The following is a 15,914-nucleotide window of genomic DNA, read 5'->3' as shown; positions in this document are numbered from 1 at the left end:
CAAATCGCAATATTACCACGCCGGGTTCATGCCCGGCGTTTTCATTACGAAGGACCGCACGATGTCGCGCTATTCGGCCACCGAAATCGAAGCAAAATGGCAAGAGGCCTGGGACAAGGCTGGAATCTTCACCGCCAACCACAAGGCGGACAAGCCGAAATATTATGTGCTTGAAATGTTCCCCTACCCGTCTGGCCGGATCCATATGGGACATGTGCGCAACTATACGATGGGCGACGTAATCGCGCGCCACAAGCTTGCGACCGGCCATAACGTGCTGCACCCGATGGGATGGGACGCGTTCGGGATGCCTGCAGAAAACGCTGCGATGGCTATTGGCGGTCACCCGAAAGACTGGACCTATGGCAACATCGCAGACATGCGCAGCCAGATGAAGCCTCTGGGCCTGTCCATCGACTGGTCCCGCGAATTCGCCACCTGTGACCCAGAATATTACGGCCAGCAACAGGCACTGTTTCTGGATATGCTGCAGGCCGGTCTGGTTTACCGCAAGAACGCGGTGGTGAACTGGGACCCGGTCGATATGACCGTACTGGCCAATGAACAAGTCGAAGGCGGGCGCGGCTGGCGTTCGGGCGCATTGGTTGAACGGCGCGAGCTGACGCAATGGTTCTTCAAGATCAGCGATTACTCTGAGGAATTGCTGGATGCGCTGAACACGCTGGAGAACTGGCCGGCAAAAGTGCGCCTGATGCAGGAAAACTGGATCGGCAAGTCGCGTGGATTGCAGTTTGGCTTTGAACGCGTCGATAGTGGTGAGCCAATCACCGTCTATACAACGCGCCCCGATACGCTGATGGGGGCGTCTTTCGTCGGCATCTCGCCGGACCATCCGATTGCCAAGCAACTTGAGGCCGAAAACCCCGAAGTGGCTGAGTTCGTTGCCGAATGCCGCAAGGGCGGCACCACAGAAGAGGCCATAGAGACCGCCGAAAAGCTGGGCTATGACACTGGTATCAAGGTCAAACACCCGCTGGATCCGAATTGGGAGCTGCCGGTCTGGATCGCCAATTTCATCCTGATGGATTACGGCACCGGCGCCATCTTTGCCTGCCCGGCCCACGACCAGCGCGACCTGGATTTCTGCCGTAAGTACGGTTTGCCCGTCGTCGACACGTTCTTTGCGCTTGATAATGACACGCCGGTCGACAAAACCGCATTCGTTCCGCCGAAAACCGAAAAAGTCCGCTGGGTAAACCATTTTGCCGGGCTGACCGACGCCACGGGTGATGACGCAATCAACACCACCGTCGATTTCGCCGAAAAAGCGGGCTGGGGCGAAGGCGTTACCAAATACCGTCTGCGCGATTGGGGTCTGTCGCGTCAGCGCTATTGGGGGTGCCCGATTCCCGTGGTGCATTGCGAATCCTGCGGCGTGGTGCCCGAAAAGAAAGAAAACTTGCCGATCCGCCTGCCCGACGATGTCACTTTTGACAAACCGGGCAATCCTCTGGACCGCCACCCGACCTGGCGCGACTGCGCCTGCCCGTCTTGCGGTGCGCCATCCAAGCGAGAAACCGACACGATGGATACGTTCGTCGATTCGTCGTGGTATTTCGCCCGCTTTACGGCTCCGCACGCGGAAACCCCGACCGATCTGGCCGAGGCTGAATACTGGATGAATGTCGATCAATATATCGGCGGCATCGAACACGCTATCCTGCACTTGCTCTATTCCCGCTTCTTTGCGCGGGCGATGCAGATCACTGGCCATTTGCCGAAAAAGGCCATCGAGCCCTTTGATGCCTTGTTTACCCAAGGCATGGTCACGCACGAGATTTATCAAACCCGCGACGCCAATGGCCGTCCGGTCTATCACCTGCCCGAGGATGTGACCGACGGCAAACTCGCCGATGGCACGGAGGTCGAAATCATCCCCTCGGCCAAGATGTCGAAATCCAAGAAAAACGTGGTCGACCCGGTCAGCATTATCTCGGCCTTCGGCGCGGATACCGCGCGCTGGTTCGTGTTATCCGATTCACCGCCCGAGCGGGATGTGGAGTGGACAGCATCAGGCGCAGAGGCTGCATTCAAGCACCTGAACCGTGTCTGGAACCTCTGCGACAAGATCGGCGCGATGGACCCCGAGGCAAAAGGCGACGGGGATCAAGACCTGCTGCGCGAGATGCACAAAGCCATCCATGATGTGACGCTTGGTGTTGAAAGCTTCGGCTTTAATGCCGCCATTGCAAAGCTCTATGCGTTTACCAATACGTTGGCAAAATCCAAAGCGGGTGCAGCGGCCCAAAAGCAGGCGATAAAGACGCTGGCACAGTTGATGTCGCCGATGACACCACATCTGGCCGAAGATATCTGGGCGCATCAGGGCGGCGAAGGTTTGATCGCAACAGCCCCCTGGCCTGTCGCGGACGAAGCTATGCTGGTCGATGACACTGTAACCCTGCCGATCCAGATCAACGGCAAACGCCGCGCGGAAATCAGCGTTCCAAAAGATATGGACAAGGCAGAGGTTGAAAAAATCGCGCTCAGCACCGAAGCTGTGCAAAAGGCACTGGACGGTGCCGCGCCGAAGAAAGTGATCGTTGTTCCAGGTCGGATCGTGAATGTCGTTGTTTAATCGCAGAAGCCTTTTGTTGATGCCGCTGGCTGCTTGCTTGCTGGCGGCCGCATGCGGGTTCCAACCCGTTTACGCGCCGGGCGGAACAGGTGAAGCATTGCATGGTAAAGTTGCTGTAACTGAGCCAAATTCCGTGGAAAGCTATTTGCTTGTCCAGAATTTGGAACAGCGGCTGGGCCGGGATGCGAGCGCACAAAAGCTGTATGATCTGGATGTTAAGGTTGCTACGGCCACGCAATCTGCAGCGATCACGACTACCAACGAGACGAACCGGTATACAATCGAAGGGCGCGCGGAATTTTCCCTCAGGTCCGCTGAAACCGGGCGGATTCTGGTATCAGGAAATGTCCATGATTTCGTGGGCTATTCCGCTGCAGGCTCAACCGTCTCGACGCTTGCGGACGAACGTGACGCGACCGAGCGGCTGATGATCATCCTGTCCGATCAAATCGTGAACCGCCTTTATGCAGCACCGGGCCTGACCCAATGAAGCTCAGCCCGCGCGAGGCTGAGGGGTATTTCGCCAAACCGGACGCGGGCAAGGCAGGGTTGTTGATTTACGGATCCGATGCGATGCGTGTGGCCTTGAAACGGCAACAGGTCTTGTCAGCCCTGCTGGGAGAAGGCGCCGAAGAGGAAATGCGCCTGACCCGAATGCCAGGTGGTGATCTGCGCGGGGAACCGGCACTGTTGCTGGACGCGGTCAAGGCTGTCGGGTTCTTCCCCGGCCCACGTGCAGTTTTCGTCGAAGATGCAACTGATGTCGCCGCCCCAGCCATCATTACCGCATTCGAGGATTGGGCAACGGGCGACGCTCAGATCATCGTGACTGCCGGGCAGCTCAAACCCAGCTCAAAGATCCGTAAGGCATTCGAGTCGCATCCCGCAGCCTATGCCGTTGGGATCTATGACGATCCGCCCTCTAGGGCCGAGGTTGAACGGGTTCTGGCACAGGCCGGAGTCAATAACATTCCACCGGATGCAATGTCGGCCATCACCGAACTTGCCACGGCCATCAGCCCCGGGGACTTTACGCAAACCATTGAAAAATTGTCTCTTTACAAGCGCGGAGACGATACTGAATTGGCTCTCGAAGATATCGAGGCCTGTGCACCCAGCTCGACCGAGGCCGCTCTGGACGATGTCCTGAACGTGGTCGCCGAAGGCAGAGCCGGAGAGATTAGCCCGCTGATACGACGGCTGCAATCGCAAGGTACAAATGCGGTCAGCCTGTGTATCGGAGCAACCCGGCACTTTCGAACGCTTTACGCCTGTGCCGCCGATCCCGGTGGTGCGGCACAGGGCGTCGGCAAGCTGCGCCCACCCGTCTATGGAAAGCGGCGTGATCGTATTCTGCGGCAAGCACAGGGATGGGGGGCACCCAAACTGCAGACCGCTTTGACCGTTCTGACTGATACGGATCTGTCATTGCGGTCAGCTGGGCAAACGGCCCCAGCCATGGCTTTGGTCGAACGTGCCATGATCCGTCTGGCGATGCTGGCAAAGTCGCGTTAAGCGGTCCGCGCCAGCCAGTTTGCAGCTGATCGCCCAGCCCATCGCCCTGTCGCCAGACAGGCAGTTAGCAGATAGCCACCGGTCGGAGCTTCCCAATCCAGCATCTCGCCGGCACAGAACATTCCGGGCCTGGATTTCAGCATCAACCCTTCGTCCAAAGCGCCTTGCCGAACACCTCCGACGGTTGAGATTGCCTCATCCATTGGCCGCAACCCCGCGTGGCTGAGGGGCAGAGATTTCAACGTTTCGACACTCAGACCGCTTCCCCTGTTCATCTCGTGATACAGAGCGATCTTTTGCGGAGACAGATGCAGAGATTTCTTCATCCATTGCGACTGCGTCGTCTTGGATTTCTTGGCTGCAATTTTCTGCTGCAAGGTAGCTGCATCCAGATCGGGAACCAGATCAACACTCAACGGCGCACCTTCTCGCAAAGCGGGCGTCAGGGAATAGAGCCCTCCGCCTTCAAGGCCTTTGGATGAAATCGTCGCCTCGCCGCGACTGATCACATCCCCGGCAGTCCACCCAACGGATTTGATCGCAGCGCCGAAATGCGGCTGCATATGTGCGCTCCAATCCACTGACAGGGCCGAGTTCGCCGGGGCAAATGGCGACAGGTCGACACCCGCCCCTTGCAACAGTGGGGCCCAAGCTCCATCCGATCCCAATCGCGCCCAGCTTGCGCCGCCCATGGCCAGAATCGTCGTGTCAGCCTCAATCTGCCGGTGACCTTCCGGAGTATCGAATTCCAGAGCATCGCCGTTCCATCCGGTCCACCGCCATCGGGTTTTGATTTGCACACCAGCCGCATCAAGACGCACCAGCCAAGCCCGCAACAGAGGTGAGGCCTTCATAGCCTTTGGAAACACCCGCCCCGTTGAGCCTGTAAATACCTCTTGTCCCAGATCACGCGCCCAGTCCTGAACGGCGGCAGCATCAAATTCCGCCACCAAAGGGCGTAGCCACTCAGCGGCGGGTCCATAAGACAACAAAAGTGTTTCGAGCGGTTCATTCTTGGTTAGGTTCAGGCCAGACTTCCCTGCCATCAAGAGCTTTCGGGCAACCGAGGGTTTGGCCTCGGCCACCAGCACATCATGACCTGCGGCGGCAAGTTCACCCGCCGCCATCAGGCCCGCTGGCCCGCCTCCGATCACGACGGCTTGTGCCATTGCTGTCCTCTTGCCTTTCGCGCCCTGCGGCGCGACGTTACGCTGATATGACCGACCGCGACCCGATCTGCCCCCTCTGCGACCGGCCGATCCCCGATGGGAACGGCAGCCTGCACCATCTGATCCCAAAACTGAAAGGGGGCAAGGGCGGCCCCACGGTTTTTCTGCATGTGATCTGCCACAAAGAGATCCACGCCACCCTGACCGAAGCGGAGCTGGCACGGGATTTCAATACGATCGAAGCTTTGCGCGCCCACCCTCGCCTAGAAAGATTTCTGAGCTGGATTCGCAAACGGCCCCCTGATTTTCGATCCAGAGTGCCGGGAAAACGGCGTCGTCGGTAATCAGCCCGGCAGGACAGGGTCGCCAAAAGCATCATGGCCGGGCTGGGTCAGGCCCTGCATCTCAAGCCCTCGGAAATCGGGGGTCCGAGCAAACGTAGCACCTGCGCTGTGCTGAAACTCGAGCGTGGTATAGGGGCGTTTCCAAAGCCATTCGCGGTTCTCAACAGACCACAGGTCGGCATTAGGGGGAACCTCGTCGGTGAAAGCATAAAAGTGCAGATCGAACCCATATTGTGCCACATCCTGCACAGATAGCAGCTGCATCCCCTGTGCACGACAAAAGGCATCCTCGGCCGCGATATTCCCGGTGCGCAAGGTGATCTGTCCAATACGCGCATCCGCGAAAGGGGTCTTGGGATCGGCGATACCGTCCGGGCGATTGCCACGGAAATCGTGTTGCAGCAGTTCGATCACGAAACCCTCGGGATCAGTCAGGTGGCACATATAGCCGATATCCAGAAACTGGTCCGGCTCTGAAACCTCGATGCCTTTTTCGCGCAAAAAAGCGGCAGCCAGATCAACATCCGGCAGGGTGATGCCGATCTTCCAATATCTCTGGCCCCGATCATGTGTGTACCCGCCGCCGCCCGGCATCAAAAGCAGATCGGCATCCTGCCCGGCATATCCCAATCGAAGGCTTGCGCCCTGCCGGCGTGCAGTCATACCCATTGCATCCCTGTAAAACTCGGAAAGACGATCCGTGTCAGCCACGCGCAGACGCAGGGCAGACAACCTCATGAACATAACCGCGCGATACCGGTCGCAATTTCAGGATTGGCGGCGACGCTGTCAGCCACCAGATCAAGGGAGGTCTGCATCAGGTCTTCAGGTGCAACTACGCGATCGACCAGCCCAAAGGCATAAGCCTCATCCGCAGTGATCTTTTGCCCGGCCATCAAGATCATCTTTGTCCGAGCCGGACCGATCAGGGCCGCCATGCGTGCGGGATCGGAGGGTTGTGGCAGAAAACCCAGCTTCATCACCGGATAAAAGAACTTGGCTTCCGGTACGGCAATGCGGATATCGCAGGCCAGAACCATGCCATTGGCCCCACCAGCCAGCGTTCCATTCAGTGCGGCAACCGTCAGGCAGGGTAACGCGGCGATAGCAGCCGACAACCGCTCCCACAGATCCGAGGTCGCCAGGCCGGCGCGCGCCTCTTCCAGATCGGCGCCGGCGCTGAACACTTTGCCAGCCCCGGTCAGGATCAGCGCACTTGCGCCGGTCGCGGCCTCGGCAATCTCGCACAGCTCGGTCAGCATCGCACCGGTCAGCGCATTTGCCTTGTCGGGGTTGTTGAGCGTGACTGTCCACAGCCCGTCCGCCTTGTTCAATTCAATCACGTCAATCCAACCCTTTGCCGAATATCCTCACGTCGCAGCGAAATTTCGGTGCCTAGAAACTCATCCGCGTCTGACGAACACATCCACAACAGCGCCCGCGCCGGCCAATCGGCGGGGATATGATCGGTCCAATCCAACTGGCTGACGGCGTTGATCCCGCTGGCCTTGATGACCCGCTGCATATCGGTTGCAACCGTGCCGGGCGACAGGCCCATGGCGCGGATCCCATGGGAGGATTCTTCAAGATGCAGACATTCCGTCAGCATCTTGGCCCCTGCCTTCGAGGCGCAATAATGGCTCCAGGCCTCGACTGGGTTCGACGCCGCACCGGAAGAGACCGTCAGGACAGTGCCGCCACCCGCGGCACGCATGACCGGCAGCGCGGCGCGCATTCCATGAAATACGCCCTTGAGGTTGATGTCGATCGCTTTACCCCAGGACGCGACATCGGCGCTGGATAAATGGAAAATCGGGTCAATGACACCAGCATTGCCTATCAGAACATCCAGCCCGCCAAACTTGTTTACGCACTCTGCCACGGCCAGCTCGACCTGGGCGAAGTCACTGACGTCGCAGGCCAGTGCAATAGCGTTTTCACCAAGCGACGACGCCAGTACCTGAATTTGATCCCGATTACGCGCCACTAGCACGACATTAGCCCCTGCTGCGGCAAATACGCGCCCTGCCTCGGCCCCGATGCCGCGACTGGCCCCAGTGATCAGTACGGTTTTCCCCTGCATAAGGTTCCAGTACCTCCATTGTCCTGAGAATTAATGAACCTCTATCCTGCGAACGGGGAATGGGTCCAGCCCTTCCCCCTTGACGCCCGCCGCCACCGGCATCACCATGCGCGCAAATTTGATCAAGAAGGGTTCTATGATGTCCGTTTTTCTCCGCCGCACCTGCGGCGCAGTTCTGGCCTACACTGTCATTTCGCAGGGGGCGCTTGCCGACGTTACTCCACAGGAAGTCTGGGATGACTGGCAGTCCTATCTGGCGCAGATGGGCTATACTGTTTCAGGTGACCAGACAGATACCGGCAATGGTATCACCATCGAAAACCTGACGATGTCGATGGACCTCCCGGAAGAAGAGGGATCGTTCAGCATGGCCATGCCTGAAATGACCCTCACCGACAATGGCGACGGTAGCGTCAATATTGGTGTCCCGGAAAGTTTCCCCATGACCGTCACCGGCAATGTCGATGGTCAGGACGAGTCATTTACAGTCGATATCGAATACGTCCACAGCGGGCTTGTTATGACCGTCTCTGGCGATCCGGATGATGTGACTTACGATTACTCTGCAGACAGCCTTGGAATCAAACTGGGTAACATCGAAGTCGACGGTGAAACGTTGCCGCCCGAAGTGGTTGGTGGCTACCTTGAAATGGCAGATGTGAGCGGCAGCTCGCAAATGAAGATCGGCGAAAACCGCGATATCGACCAAAGCTTTACCGCATCAGAGATGACCTACAGCTTGGCATTTCAGGATCCCGAAAGCGAAGACGCCGGGAAATTCGACGGCACGCTTGGCGATCTGGCCTTCGACGGCACCAGCATTATCCCTTCAGATTTCAATTTCTCTGACCCGCAGGCATTCTATGACGCTGGCTTTGCCTTCTCGGGTCTCTTTACTTACGGATCGGGCCAGTCTTCGATGGCGGGCAGCAGCGAAGGCGAAGACTTTTCGATGGCCAGCGAATCCGAAGGCGGACGGCTTTCCGGCAGCATCGACGCCAACCGAATTGCTTATGACGTCGAACAAAACAGCGCCAAAGTTGCTGTAACAACGGCGGAACTGCCCTTTCCAATCGAAATTGCCATGGAAAGTGGCGGTTTCAAGTTCGAATTCCCGGTACAGGAATCCGAAGAGATTCAACCCTTTGGGCTGGCGATAAACTTGACGGACTTCACTATGTCAGACGTGCTGTGGAGCATTTTTGACCCCGCAGCCGCCCTGCCACGCGATCCGGCCACGATTGCGCTGGACCTTTCCGGTACGGCCAAAGTGCTGACCAACTTCTTTGACCCCGAGGCCGTAGAGGCGCTTGAGTTTGCGGACGAAGCGCCGGGTGAATTGCACTCTCTGACGATCAACGAGTTGCTGGTCTCTATGGTCGGTGCGGAACTGTCCGGCGATGGCGACTTCACCTTCGACAATTCCAACACTGAGGAACTGGGCGGTCTGCCGACCCCCGCTGGCGTTGCGAACCTGCAACTGGTTGGTGCGAATGCCCTGATCGACACTCTGATCGGTATGGGTCTGATTGCCGAGCAAGACGCAATGGGCGCGCGAATGATGATGGGTCTCATGGCAGTGCCAGGGGAAGAGCCCGACACGCTGAATTCGACAATCGAGTTCAAGGAAGATGGTCAAATTCTGGCCAATGGACAGCGCATCAAATAAAAGAAACAGGGAAGGCGGCCCGGCTGCCTTCCCTGTTTACGACGAGCGCCGACGAACACGCCGGAACAGCACCGACCCACCGCTGCTGACACGTTGATCGTAGGCAAACCCAAGTGCCGACAGATGATCGAAACAAGCCTTGATCCCGTGCAATCCGATCTTACGGGTGTGGACCTCAAGATAGACTTTCTGGACATTCACAAGATCGACCCCGTCGAACAGAAACTTCTCGCCCCCTTCGATATCGACGATCAGCACGTTGGCTTCAAAGTCCCGCAGAATTTCTGACAGAGGACGTTCCGGCACGCTGACCTCTCTGACATAGTCAGGATCAGGGTCCAGAGATGAGGACCAGAACGGTTCACGTATGTAAAATCGGGCGGTTCCGGGAACCCGTGTATCGCCGAGAGCAACCGCGTTCACCACCTCGACATTCGCAATGTCATTTGCCTTGTGGACACGGCCGATGAATTCACACAGCGTCGGGTTCGCCTCGATGCACTTTGCGTGGCGTACACCAAGTTGTGTCACCAGATAGGATGAGATGAAGCCGATCCCAGCGCCCAGCTCTACCACGCGATCCTTCGCGTCGATGAATTTCGGCAGACCGGTCACTTCGTCTTTTTCGTAACGCTCGGCCAGGATTGAACGCTTGACCTTAGGCGTAATGATCTGCGGATCATCGGGGATCGTAACCCCGCGCAGCGATAGATTGTTCTGCATGTTGTGGCCTGCCCGTTCTTCCTGCCCAGTCGTCTCATTCTCATCCAGTTGGATCAACTACTAACCTACGGCTACGGACAAAACAGCGGAATTATTGCAGTCACATGCGAAATTCGCCTTTCTGGCCTTTCTGCAAACCCCCGAAAATGACCGCAGGTCTTGCGGGACGGACGGGCGGACGATAGGTCCAAAGAAACAAGACCGGAGGCCACATGACGCGCACACCCGAAGAGATCAGCCAACACCTGCTGGATGCCGCCCGAAAGGCCGGGGCCGAGGCTGCGGATGCCATCGTGCTGGACGGGTCTTCGGTCTCGGTAGAGGTACGCTCTGGCGCGCTTGAGGCCGCCGAGCGGTCCGAGGGCACCGATCTGGGGCTGCGGGTGTTTCTGGGCCAAAGACAGGCCATCGTCTCTAGTTCCGACAGCCGGTCCGAAACTCTGACAGCCATGGCCGAACGCGCCGTCGCTATGGCCCGCGAAGCCCCCGAAGACCCGTTTACCGGCCTGGCGAATGAGGCTCAGTTGATCCGGGATTGGGACATTCAGGCACTGGAACTGTGCGATCCCGCGCCGGAGCCCACAGCTGAAGATCTTCTGAATGATGCGCTGGCGGCGGAATCTGCGGCGCTGGCGGTTGAAGGCGTCTCACAGGTCTCGGACGCGGCGGCCGCCTATGGTACCCATCGGGTGCATCTGGCAGCCACAAACGGCTTTTCCGGCGGGTATGAGCGCAGCAGCCGGTCAACCTCCTGCGTAGCGATCTCGGGCCAGGGTACCGGGATGGAGCGCGATTATGACGGCGACAGCCGCACATTCCAAAACGATTTGCGCAGCCCGGACCAGATTGGTCGGACCGCAGGCGAACGTGCTGTTGCGCAGGTTGGCGCGCGCAAGCCTGCAACAGGCGTCTATCCGGTTCTGTTCGATGAACGGATTTCATCTTCGTTGATCGGGCATCTTCTGGGCGCCAGCAACGGTATCTCCATCGCGCGCGGCTCGTCCTGGTTGTCGGATTGTCTTGGACAACAGGTTCTGCCGGAACATCTTTCGCTGATCGAAGACCCACATCGCCGGCGCATGTCCGGGTCGCGCCCCTTTGATGCCGAAGGCCTGCCCACACAACGCCGGGCGATCATCGAAAACGGTGTATTGACGGGCTGGACATTGGACCTGTCCAGCGCACGCAAGCTCAAGATGGCCTCGACAGGAAATGCTACGCGGGGCGTGTCTGGGCCTCCGTCCCCAAGCAACTGGAACCTCAGCTTGACTCAAGGCGAGCGCAGCAGTGCAGAGCTGCTGCGCGATATGGGTACTGGATTGTTGGTCACGTCGATGATCGGATCGACCATCAACCCCAATACCGGGGATTATTCCCGTGGTGCCTCGGGGTTTTGGATCGAGAATGGCGAGATTACCCACCCGGTCAACGAATGCACCATCGCCGGGAACCTGCGCGATATGCTGCTGCGGATCATTCCGGCCAATGACGCCCGCCCCTATTTGTCGCGCGTGGTTCCATCGCTGCTGATCGAGGGAATGACACTTGCCGGCAACTGACCTGCCCCTGCTGATTGAAGCCGCGCGCGAGTCCGGAAAGATCGCAACCCGGTATTCCGGGTCAAAAGCACAACGCTGGGACAAGCCCGATGGCGCAGGCCCGGTGACCGAGGCTGATCTGGCCGTGAACGCGATGCTCGAACAGCGTTTGCCCTCTGCCCGACCGGGTTACGGATGGCTCAGCGAAGAGACCGAAGACACCCAGCACCGCCTGTCCCGGGACCGGGTTTTTATCATTGACCCGATCGACGGCACCCGTAGCTTCACCGAAGGTTCCTCGACCTGGGCGCATTCTCTGGCTGTGGCGGAACACGGTCAGGTGACGGCGGCGGTCATTTACCTGCCCTTGCGTGACCTGTTGTATGCGGCGGCCAAGGGCCAAGGGGCCACACTAAACGGCGCGCCGATTGTCGTATCGGACACCCAAGACATCACGACGGCCGAGATCCTGGCCGCGAAACCCAATCTGGACAGCCGGCACTGGTGTCAGGGCCGGGTTCCTCAATTCCGTCGAAACTATCGCCCGTCGCTTGCCTATCGGTTGGCATTGGTCGGGCAGGGTCGCTTTGACGGAATGTTGACACTGCGCCCCAGCTGGGAATGGGACATCGCGGCAGGGAATTTGATCGTCCAAGAGGCAGGTGGCATATGTACGGACCGGCTTGGCGCCCCACTGCGCCTTAACAACCCACATCCGCGCCTGAATGGTGTCATCGCGGCAAACCCGCCATTGCACCGGCAACTGGCGGATCAGATTGACCCAGACAGTGCGGGCATTGCGCCATGAGCAAACCGCGATCCCTTAGTCTGGCGGCCTATCGCGTGCTTTCGTGGGGCGTACCCGGCAACGGGGACCAACCCTATGTGCCCCGACCATCAGGAGATCTGATCTGGATTCACATTGCCAATCCGGGTCGCCTTCACGCGATGATGGATTTCTGCCACAGACTGCTGCAGTCGCGCCTGGGCCTGTCGGTTGTCCTGTCGGCCCCACCCGAAGCGGACCTGAGTCAGTGGGACTGCGCGAAATACATACTTGTGAACCTACCTTCGGAACAAACCGGCGCCGCGCGGGTGTTTCTGGACCATTGGCGCCCGAATATTGGCATTTGGGTTGGCGGCGGGCTGATGCCCAATGTGATTACCCGTGCCCACGAGCGCGAAGTGCCGTTGATCCTGATCGAAGCTGAAATCGACCTGAACACCGCGCGTGGGACCCGGTGGCTGCCCGATATCAGCCGGTACACTCTCGATTGCTTTCAACGAATTCTGGCTACCAGCAACGAAACGGCCCGGCAGATCCGCAAACTGGGAATCGCCTTCACCAAGGTCAGCGAGGCGCCTCCTCTGCTGATAAGTCCGAACCCTTCTCCGTGGCCCGAAGACGAACTGATCGAAACCAATCACGCCTTTTCAAGCAGACCCATCTGGCTTGCGGCCTGGGTGAAGGATAAAGAGTTCATCTCGGTCCTCAGCGCCCACCGTCAGGCCATGCGGATGCTGCCCCGGTTGACCCTAATCCTGCATGTCGCCGACATACAGGAAGCCGCCCCACTGCACAGGCGGCTCGAAGCCATGGACTTGCGCTGCATCAACTGGGACGATGGCGGCATGATTGAAGATACCACACAGATCGTCTTGTCCTCGGACCCAGAGGATTTGGGCTTGTGGTACCGTGTTTCGGCAGTGTCCTTTATCGGCAACTCGCTCGAACGGGGCGACGGGGGACAGGATCCGTTTGGTGCGACCGCCCTGGGATCGGCTGTCATACATGGCCCGCATGTTGACCAGCATCAGACAGCCTACGATCAGCTGGACCAGGCAGGCGCCGCTTTAACGGTCCGAACCGCAACCGAACTTGGGGATGCCGTGGTAGAGCTACTTGCGCCTGACCGCGCGGCGGATATGGCTTTGGCAGGCTGGCAGATCGTGACCGACGGCGCGCCGCAATCAGATCAGCTGATCGAACTGGTACAGGACTATCTGGACGAACGGAGCACCGACGATGCGGGCACCTGACTTTTGGAACACCGCTCCGGATCAGTTGGACCTCAGGGCCCGGCTGCTGTCCCCGTTGGGACGGATTTATGCGGCGGCGACAGCCCGCAGGTTGGCCTCGGAAGCAGGTTTCAACCCAGGCGTCCCTGTTATCTGCATTGGAAACCTGAATGCAGGCGGGACCGGCAAAACACCAACCGTGATCTGGATGATCGAACAGCTGCGGGACGCGTGGCATCAGACCCATGTTGTCACCCGAGGCCACGGCGGCGCACTGACAGGACCTGTGCGCGTCGATCCTGGCAAACATACGGCGGCAGAAGTCGGGGATGAACCGCTGCTGCTGGCCGCATTTGCGGATGTCTGGGTGGCCAAGGACCGCGCCGCGGGCGCAAAAGCCGCTGCCCAGGCCGGGGCAACGGTAATCCTGTTGGATGACGGGTTTCAGAACCCTTCGGTTGCCAAAGATTTTTCGGTCATCGTAGTGGATGCCGTACGTGGTTTCGGCAACGGATTGTGCCTGCCTGCGGGTCCATTACGCGAGCCTGTTGATGTCGGATTGCAACGGGCCGATCTGGTGTTGTCGCTGGGCGGCTCAGACGCGCAGACACAGTTCGCCGCCCGCTGGGGGGGAAATCTGACGGTTCCACATGCGACCGGTGCGGTCGAACCGCTGCAGACCGGAATGGATTGGACGGGCACGCCGGTTCTCGCCTTTGCAGGAATTGGTCATCCGGAAAAGTTCTTTGCCACATTGCGCCAACAGGGCACCACCCTGCTGCGGGCCGAGGCGCTGGACGATCACCAGCCCCTGACACCGGCCCTGATGACACGGCTAGAGAATGAAGCGCGCCTGCTGGGCGCTCAGATGGTCACGACGGAAAAAGATGCGGTCCGCCTGCCAGCCGCCTTTCGCAGCAAAGTCATCACCCTACCAGTCCGGCTGAATATGGACGAGGGCGACCGGGTCAAACAGTTGCTACTGCAGGTCGCGCCTTCGCCCTGAAGGCGACCGGCCCTGACAGGCCGGTCGTATTTGGATTTAGCTGCCCAGTTCGGCGTCGATCAGCTTTTTGAATTCTTCGTAAGACTGATTGTCGACCTTCTTGCCGTTCACAATAAAGGATGGGGTTGCTCTGATGTCGTCGCGTTCTGCGTTCTCCTGATACCAGGCCACCAAGGTCTGCGCACGATTTCCGTCCTGAAGGCAAGCATCAAGCTGGTCATTGGTGATCCCAGCTAAACGTCCGATCTTGCGCAGTTCATCCACGATCTCCGCAGGTCCACCGGCACGGGTCCATTCAGCCTGATCCTTGTAGATCAAGTCGGAGATGCCGAAGAACTTCTCGGGGCCGCCGCAGCGCGCGACCATCGAGGCCCAAAGTCCGTATTTGTCAAAATACACTTCGCGGTAGGTAAACTTGACCTTGCCGGTGTCGATGTAGTCTTTTTTGATTTTCTTCAGCGGCCCCTGATGAAAACTCGCGCAATGCGGACAGGTATAGGATGCATATTCGATGATCTCGACGGGCGCGTCCGCGGACCCTTGCACCATTTCGATGATGGTCGAAGTGTCCAGATCGGCCTGTTGTGCCTCGGCGCTGCTGACCAGCGGGTTGGACGGAGAGGAATTTGACAGCGACAGCCAATAGCCACCTGCGGCTATGGCGACAGCCGCGCAGATTCCGATTGCAATACGGCTCATGAATCAGCCCTTTCTCAGCGTTTTTGCTTGGATAAAACGTTACGGCCCAGACGTTCAAGGGCTGTACGCAGATCGCCATCATGGACGCCCTGCGCAGCCCGGTCTGCCTCGGCTGCAATTTCTGGTTCGATTGTGGGTTTCACCTGTTTCGGCTTGTGGTCGAAGCTGGCCTGCCCCTCGGCAAATCCTGTAGGAGCCGTCTGGGTGATGCGCACCCGACTAATCGCATTATAGCCATAGACCGCATTCACCTTACCGCGCAGCTGTTCCTTCTGCATTTCCAGCATCGGCGCCTGCGGGCCGGTGGTCAGCACCGTCAGCGTGGCCCCCATACCGCCCTTGCCATAGCCTACGTTAACCGGCCGCGCGATCGAGGCCACATCCTGTCCGACGATCTCGGCCCAATGGGTCAACAGGCGTGAAACGGCGAATCCCCGGCTTTCCCCGGCGCGCCTGATCTGGCCGTTCAGCAATGTCGCAGTACGTTTAAAGCCGCGTGTCGAAGAACGTCTGGGCTGCATCTGGTTTCCAACTCCTGTCTCTCTATTGT

16 protein-coding genes are annotated in these 15,914 nt (G+C 58.7%); 9 read left to right on the top strand and 7 right to left on the bottom strand.

The genetic code is table 11. The features are described from left to right. The first annotated feature begins 61 nt into the window (after positions 1 to 61). The 3 genes from leuS to holA are packed head-to-tail and all read left to right on the top strand — an operon-like array spanning position 62 to position 4,114. Positions 62 to 2,599: a leucine--tRNA ligase gene (gene leuS / locus AC2FIM_RS12930; RefSeq protein ID WP_282021970.1), complete on the top strand. Its 2,538-nt coding sequence runs from the start codon at positions 62 to 64 to the stop codon at positions 2,597 to 2,599. After that, the gene (lptE, locus tag AC2FIM_RS12925) at positions 2,586 to 3,089 is read left to right on the top strand and encodes an LPS assembly lipoprotein LptE (protein ID WP_142637105.1); all 504 of its coding nucleotides are present in this window, start codon (positions 2,586 to 2,588) and stop codon (positions 3,087 to 3,089) included. Before leuS ends, lptE begins: the two co-directional genes overlap by 14 nt. After that, positions 3,086 to 4,114 carry a DNA polymerase III subunit delta gene (holA, locus tag AC2FIM_RS12920; RefSeq protein ID WP_271949662.1) on the top strand — a complete coding sequence of 343 codons (1,029 nt, stop codon included), beginning with the start codon at positions 3,086 to 3,088 and terminating at the stop codon, positions 4,112 to 4,114. The genes lptE and holA overlap by 4 nt, the downstream gene beginning before the upstream one ends. On the opposite strand, the gene AC2FIM_RS12915 is transcribed toward holA, so the two are convergent. Next, on the bottom strand, positions 4,111 to 5,283 hold the full coding sequence (locus AC2FIM_RS12915) for a TIGR03862 family flavoprotein (protein WP_496677836.1): 1,173 nt from the start codon (positions 5,281 to 5,283) through the stop codon (positions 4,111 to 4,113). The genes holA and AC2FIM_RS12915 overlap by 4 nt on opposite strands. A gap of 47 nt (positions 5,284 to 5,330) precedes the next feature. Here AC2FIM_RS12915 and AC2FIM_RS12910 point away from each other — a divergent pair, with 47 nt between their 5' ends. Further along, positions 5,331 to 5,627: an HNH endonuclease gene (locus tag AC2FIM_RS12910; RefSeq protein ID WP_271949658.1), complete on the top strand. Its 297-nt coding sequence runs from the start codon at positions 5,331 to 5,333 to the stop codon at positions 5,625 to 5,627. Here the strand turns inward: AC2FIM_RS12910 and AC2FIM_RS12905 are convergent, their stop codons facing one another. Genes AC2FIM_RS12905 through AC2FIM_RS12895 form a run of 3 tightly spaced genes read right to left on the bottom strand, consistent with a single transcriptional unit; the run spans position 5,628 to position 7,710 of the window. After that, a complete protein-coding gene (locus tag AC2FIM_RS12905; protein WP_271949656.1) occupies positions 5,628 to 6,365 on the bottom strand; it encodes a VOC family protein in 738 nt (245 codons plus the stop codon). Then, positions 6,362 to 6,970: an enoyl-CoA hydratase/isomerase family protein gene (locus AC2FIM_RS12900; RefSeq protein ID WP_271949654.1), complete on the bottom strand. Its 609-nt coding sequence runs from the start codon at positions 6,968 to 6,970 to the stop codon at positions 6,362 to 6,364. Before AC2FIM_RS12900 ends, AC2FIM_RS12905 begins: the two co-directional genes overlap by 4 nt. Continuing rightward, a complete protein-coding gene (locus tag AC2FIM_RS12895; protein ID WP_271949652.1) occupies positions 6,967 to 7,710 on the bottom strand; it encodes an SDR family oxidoreductase in 744 nt (247 codons plus the stop codon). The genes AC2FIM_RS12900 and AC2FIM_RS12895 overlap by 4 nt, the downstream gene beginning before the upstream one ends. 139 nt (positions 7,711 to 7,849) lie before the next feature. Here AC2FIM_RS12895 and AC2FIM_RS12890 point away from each other — a divergent pair, with 139 nt between their 5' ends. Continuing rightward, positions 7,850 to 9,379, top strand: coding sequence for a DUF2125 domain-containing protein (locus AC2FIM_RS12890; RefSeq protein ID WP_271949649.1), 1,530 nt, complete (start codon positions 7,850 to 7,852; stop codon positions 9,377 to 9,379). A 36-nt stretch (positions 9,380 to 9,415) separates the two neighbouring features. Here the strand turns inward: AC2FIM_RS12890 and AC2FIM_RS12885 are convergent, their stop codons facing one another. Beyond that, positions 9,416 to 10,159 (bottom strand): FkbM family methyltransferase, encoded by a 744-nt coding sequence (locus tag AC2FIM_RS12885; RefSeq protein ID WP_496677837.1) that lies wholly within the window; start codon positions 10,157 to 10,159, stop codon positions 9,416 to 9,418. Between the two features lie 155 nt (positions 10,160 to 10,314). Here AC2FIM_RS12885 and AC2FIM_RS12880 point away from each other — a divergent pair, with 155 nt between their 5' ends. Genes AC2FIM_RS12880 through lpxK form a run of 4 tightly spaced genes read left to right on the top strand, consistent with a single transcriptional unit; the run spans position 10,315 to position 14,665 of the window. Then, positions 10,315 to 11,661 (top strand): TldD/PmbA family protein, encoded by a 1,347-nt coding sequence (locus AC2FIM_RS12880; RefSeq protein WP_271949645.1) that lies wholly within the window; start codon positions 10,315 to 10,317, stop codon positions 11,659 to 11,661. After that, positions 11,648 to 12,448, top strand: a complete 801-nt coding sequence (locus tag AC2FIM_RS12875) for an inositol monophosphatase family protein (protein ID WP_271949642.1) — start codon at positions 11,648 to 11,650, stop codon at positions 12,446 to 12,448. The genes AC2FIM_RS12880 and AC2FIM_RS12875 overlap by 14 nt, the downstream gene beginning before the upstream one ends. Next, the gene (locus tag AC2FIM_RS12870) at positions 12,445 to 13,680 is read left to right on the top strand and encodes a 3-deoxy-D-manno-octulosonic acid transferase (protein WP_271949640.1); all 1,236 of its coding nucleotides are present in this window, start codon (positions 12,445 to 12,447) and stop codon (positions 13,678 to 13,680) included. Before AC2FIM_RS12875 ends, AC2FIM_RS12870 begins: the two co-directional genes overlap by 4 nt. Then, complete coding sequence (lpxK, locus tag AC2FIM_RS12865) at positions 13,667 to 14,665, top strand: tetraacyldisaccharide 4'-kinase (protein ID WP_496677839.1); 999 nt, start codon at positions 13,667 to 13,669, stop codon at positions 14,663 to 14,665. The genes AC2FIM_RS12870 and lpxK overlap by 14 nt, the downstream gene beginning before the upstream one ends. 36 nt (positions 14,666 to 14,701) lie before the next feature. Here lpxK and AC2FIM_RS12860 read toward each other — a convergent pair whose 3' ends face one another. Then, the gene (locus AC2FIM_RS12860; protein WP_496677840.1) at positions 14,702 to 15,364 is read right to left on the bottom strand and encodes a DsbA family protein; all 663 of its coding nucleotides are present in this window, start codon (positions 15,362 to 15,364) and stop codon (positions 14,702 to 14,704) included. 14 nt (positions 15,365 to 15,378) lie between these two features. Continuing rightward, a complete protein-coding gene (locus tag AC2FIM_RS12855) occupies positions 15,379 to 15,885 on the bottom strand; it encodes a DUF721 domain-containing protein (RefSeq protein WP_496677841.1) in 507 nt (168 codons plus the stop codon). Between the last annotated feature and the right edge of the window lie 29 nt (positions 15,886 to 15,914).

This window comes from Ruegeria sp. CDSC052, from assembly GCF_059610685.1.
This window is presented reverse-complemented; position numbering and strand designations above follow the sequence as displayed.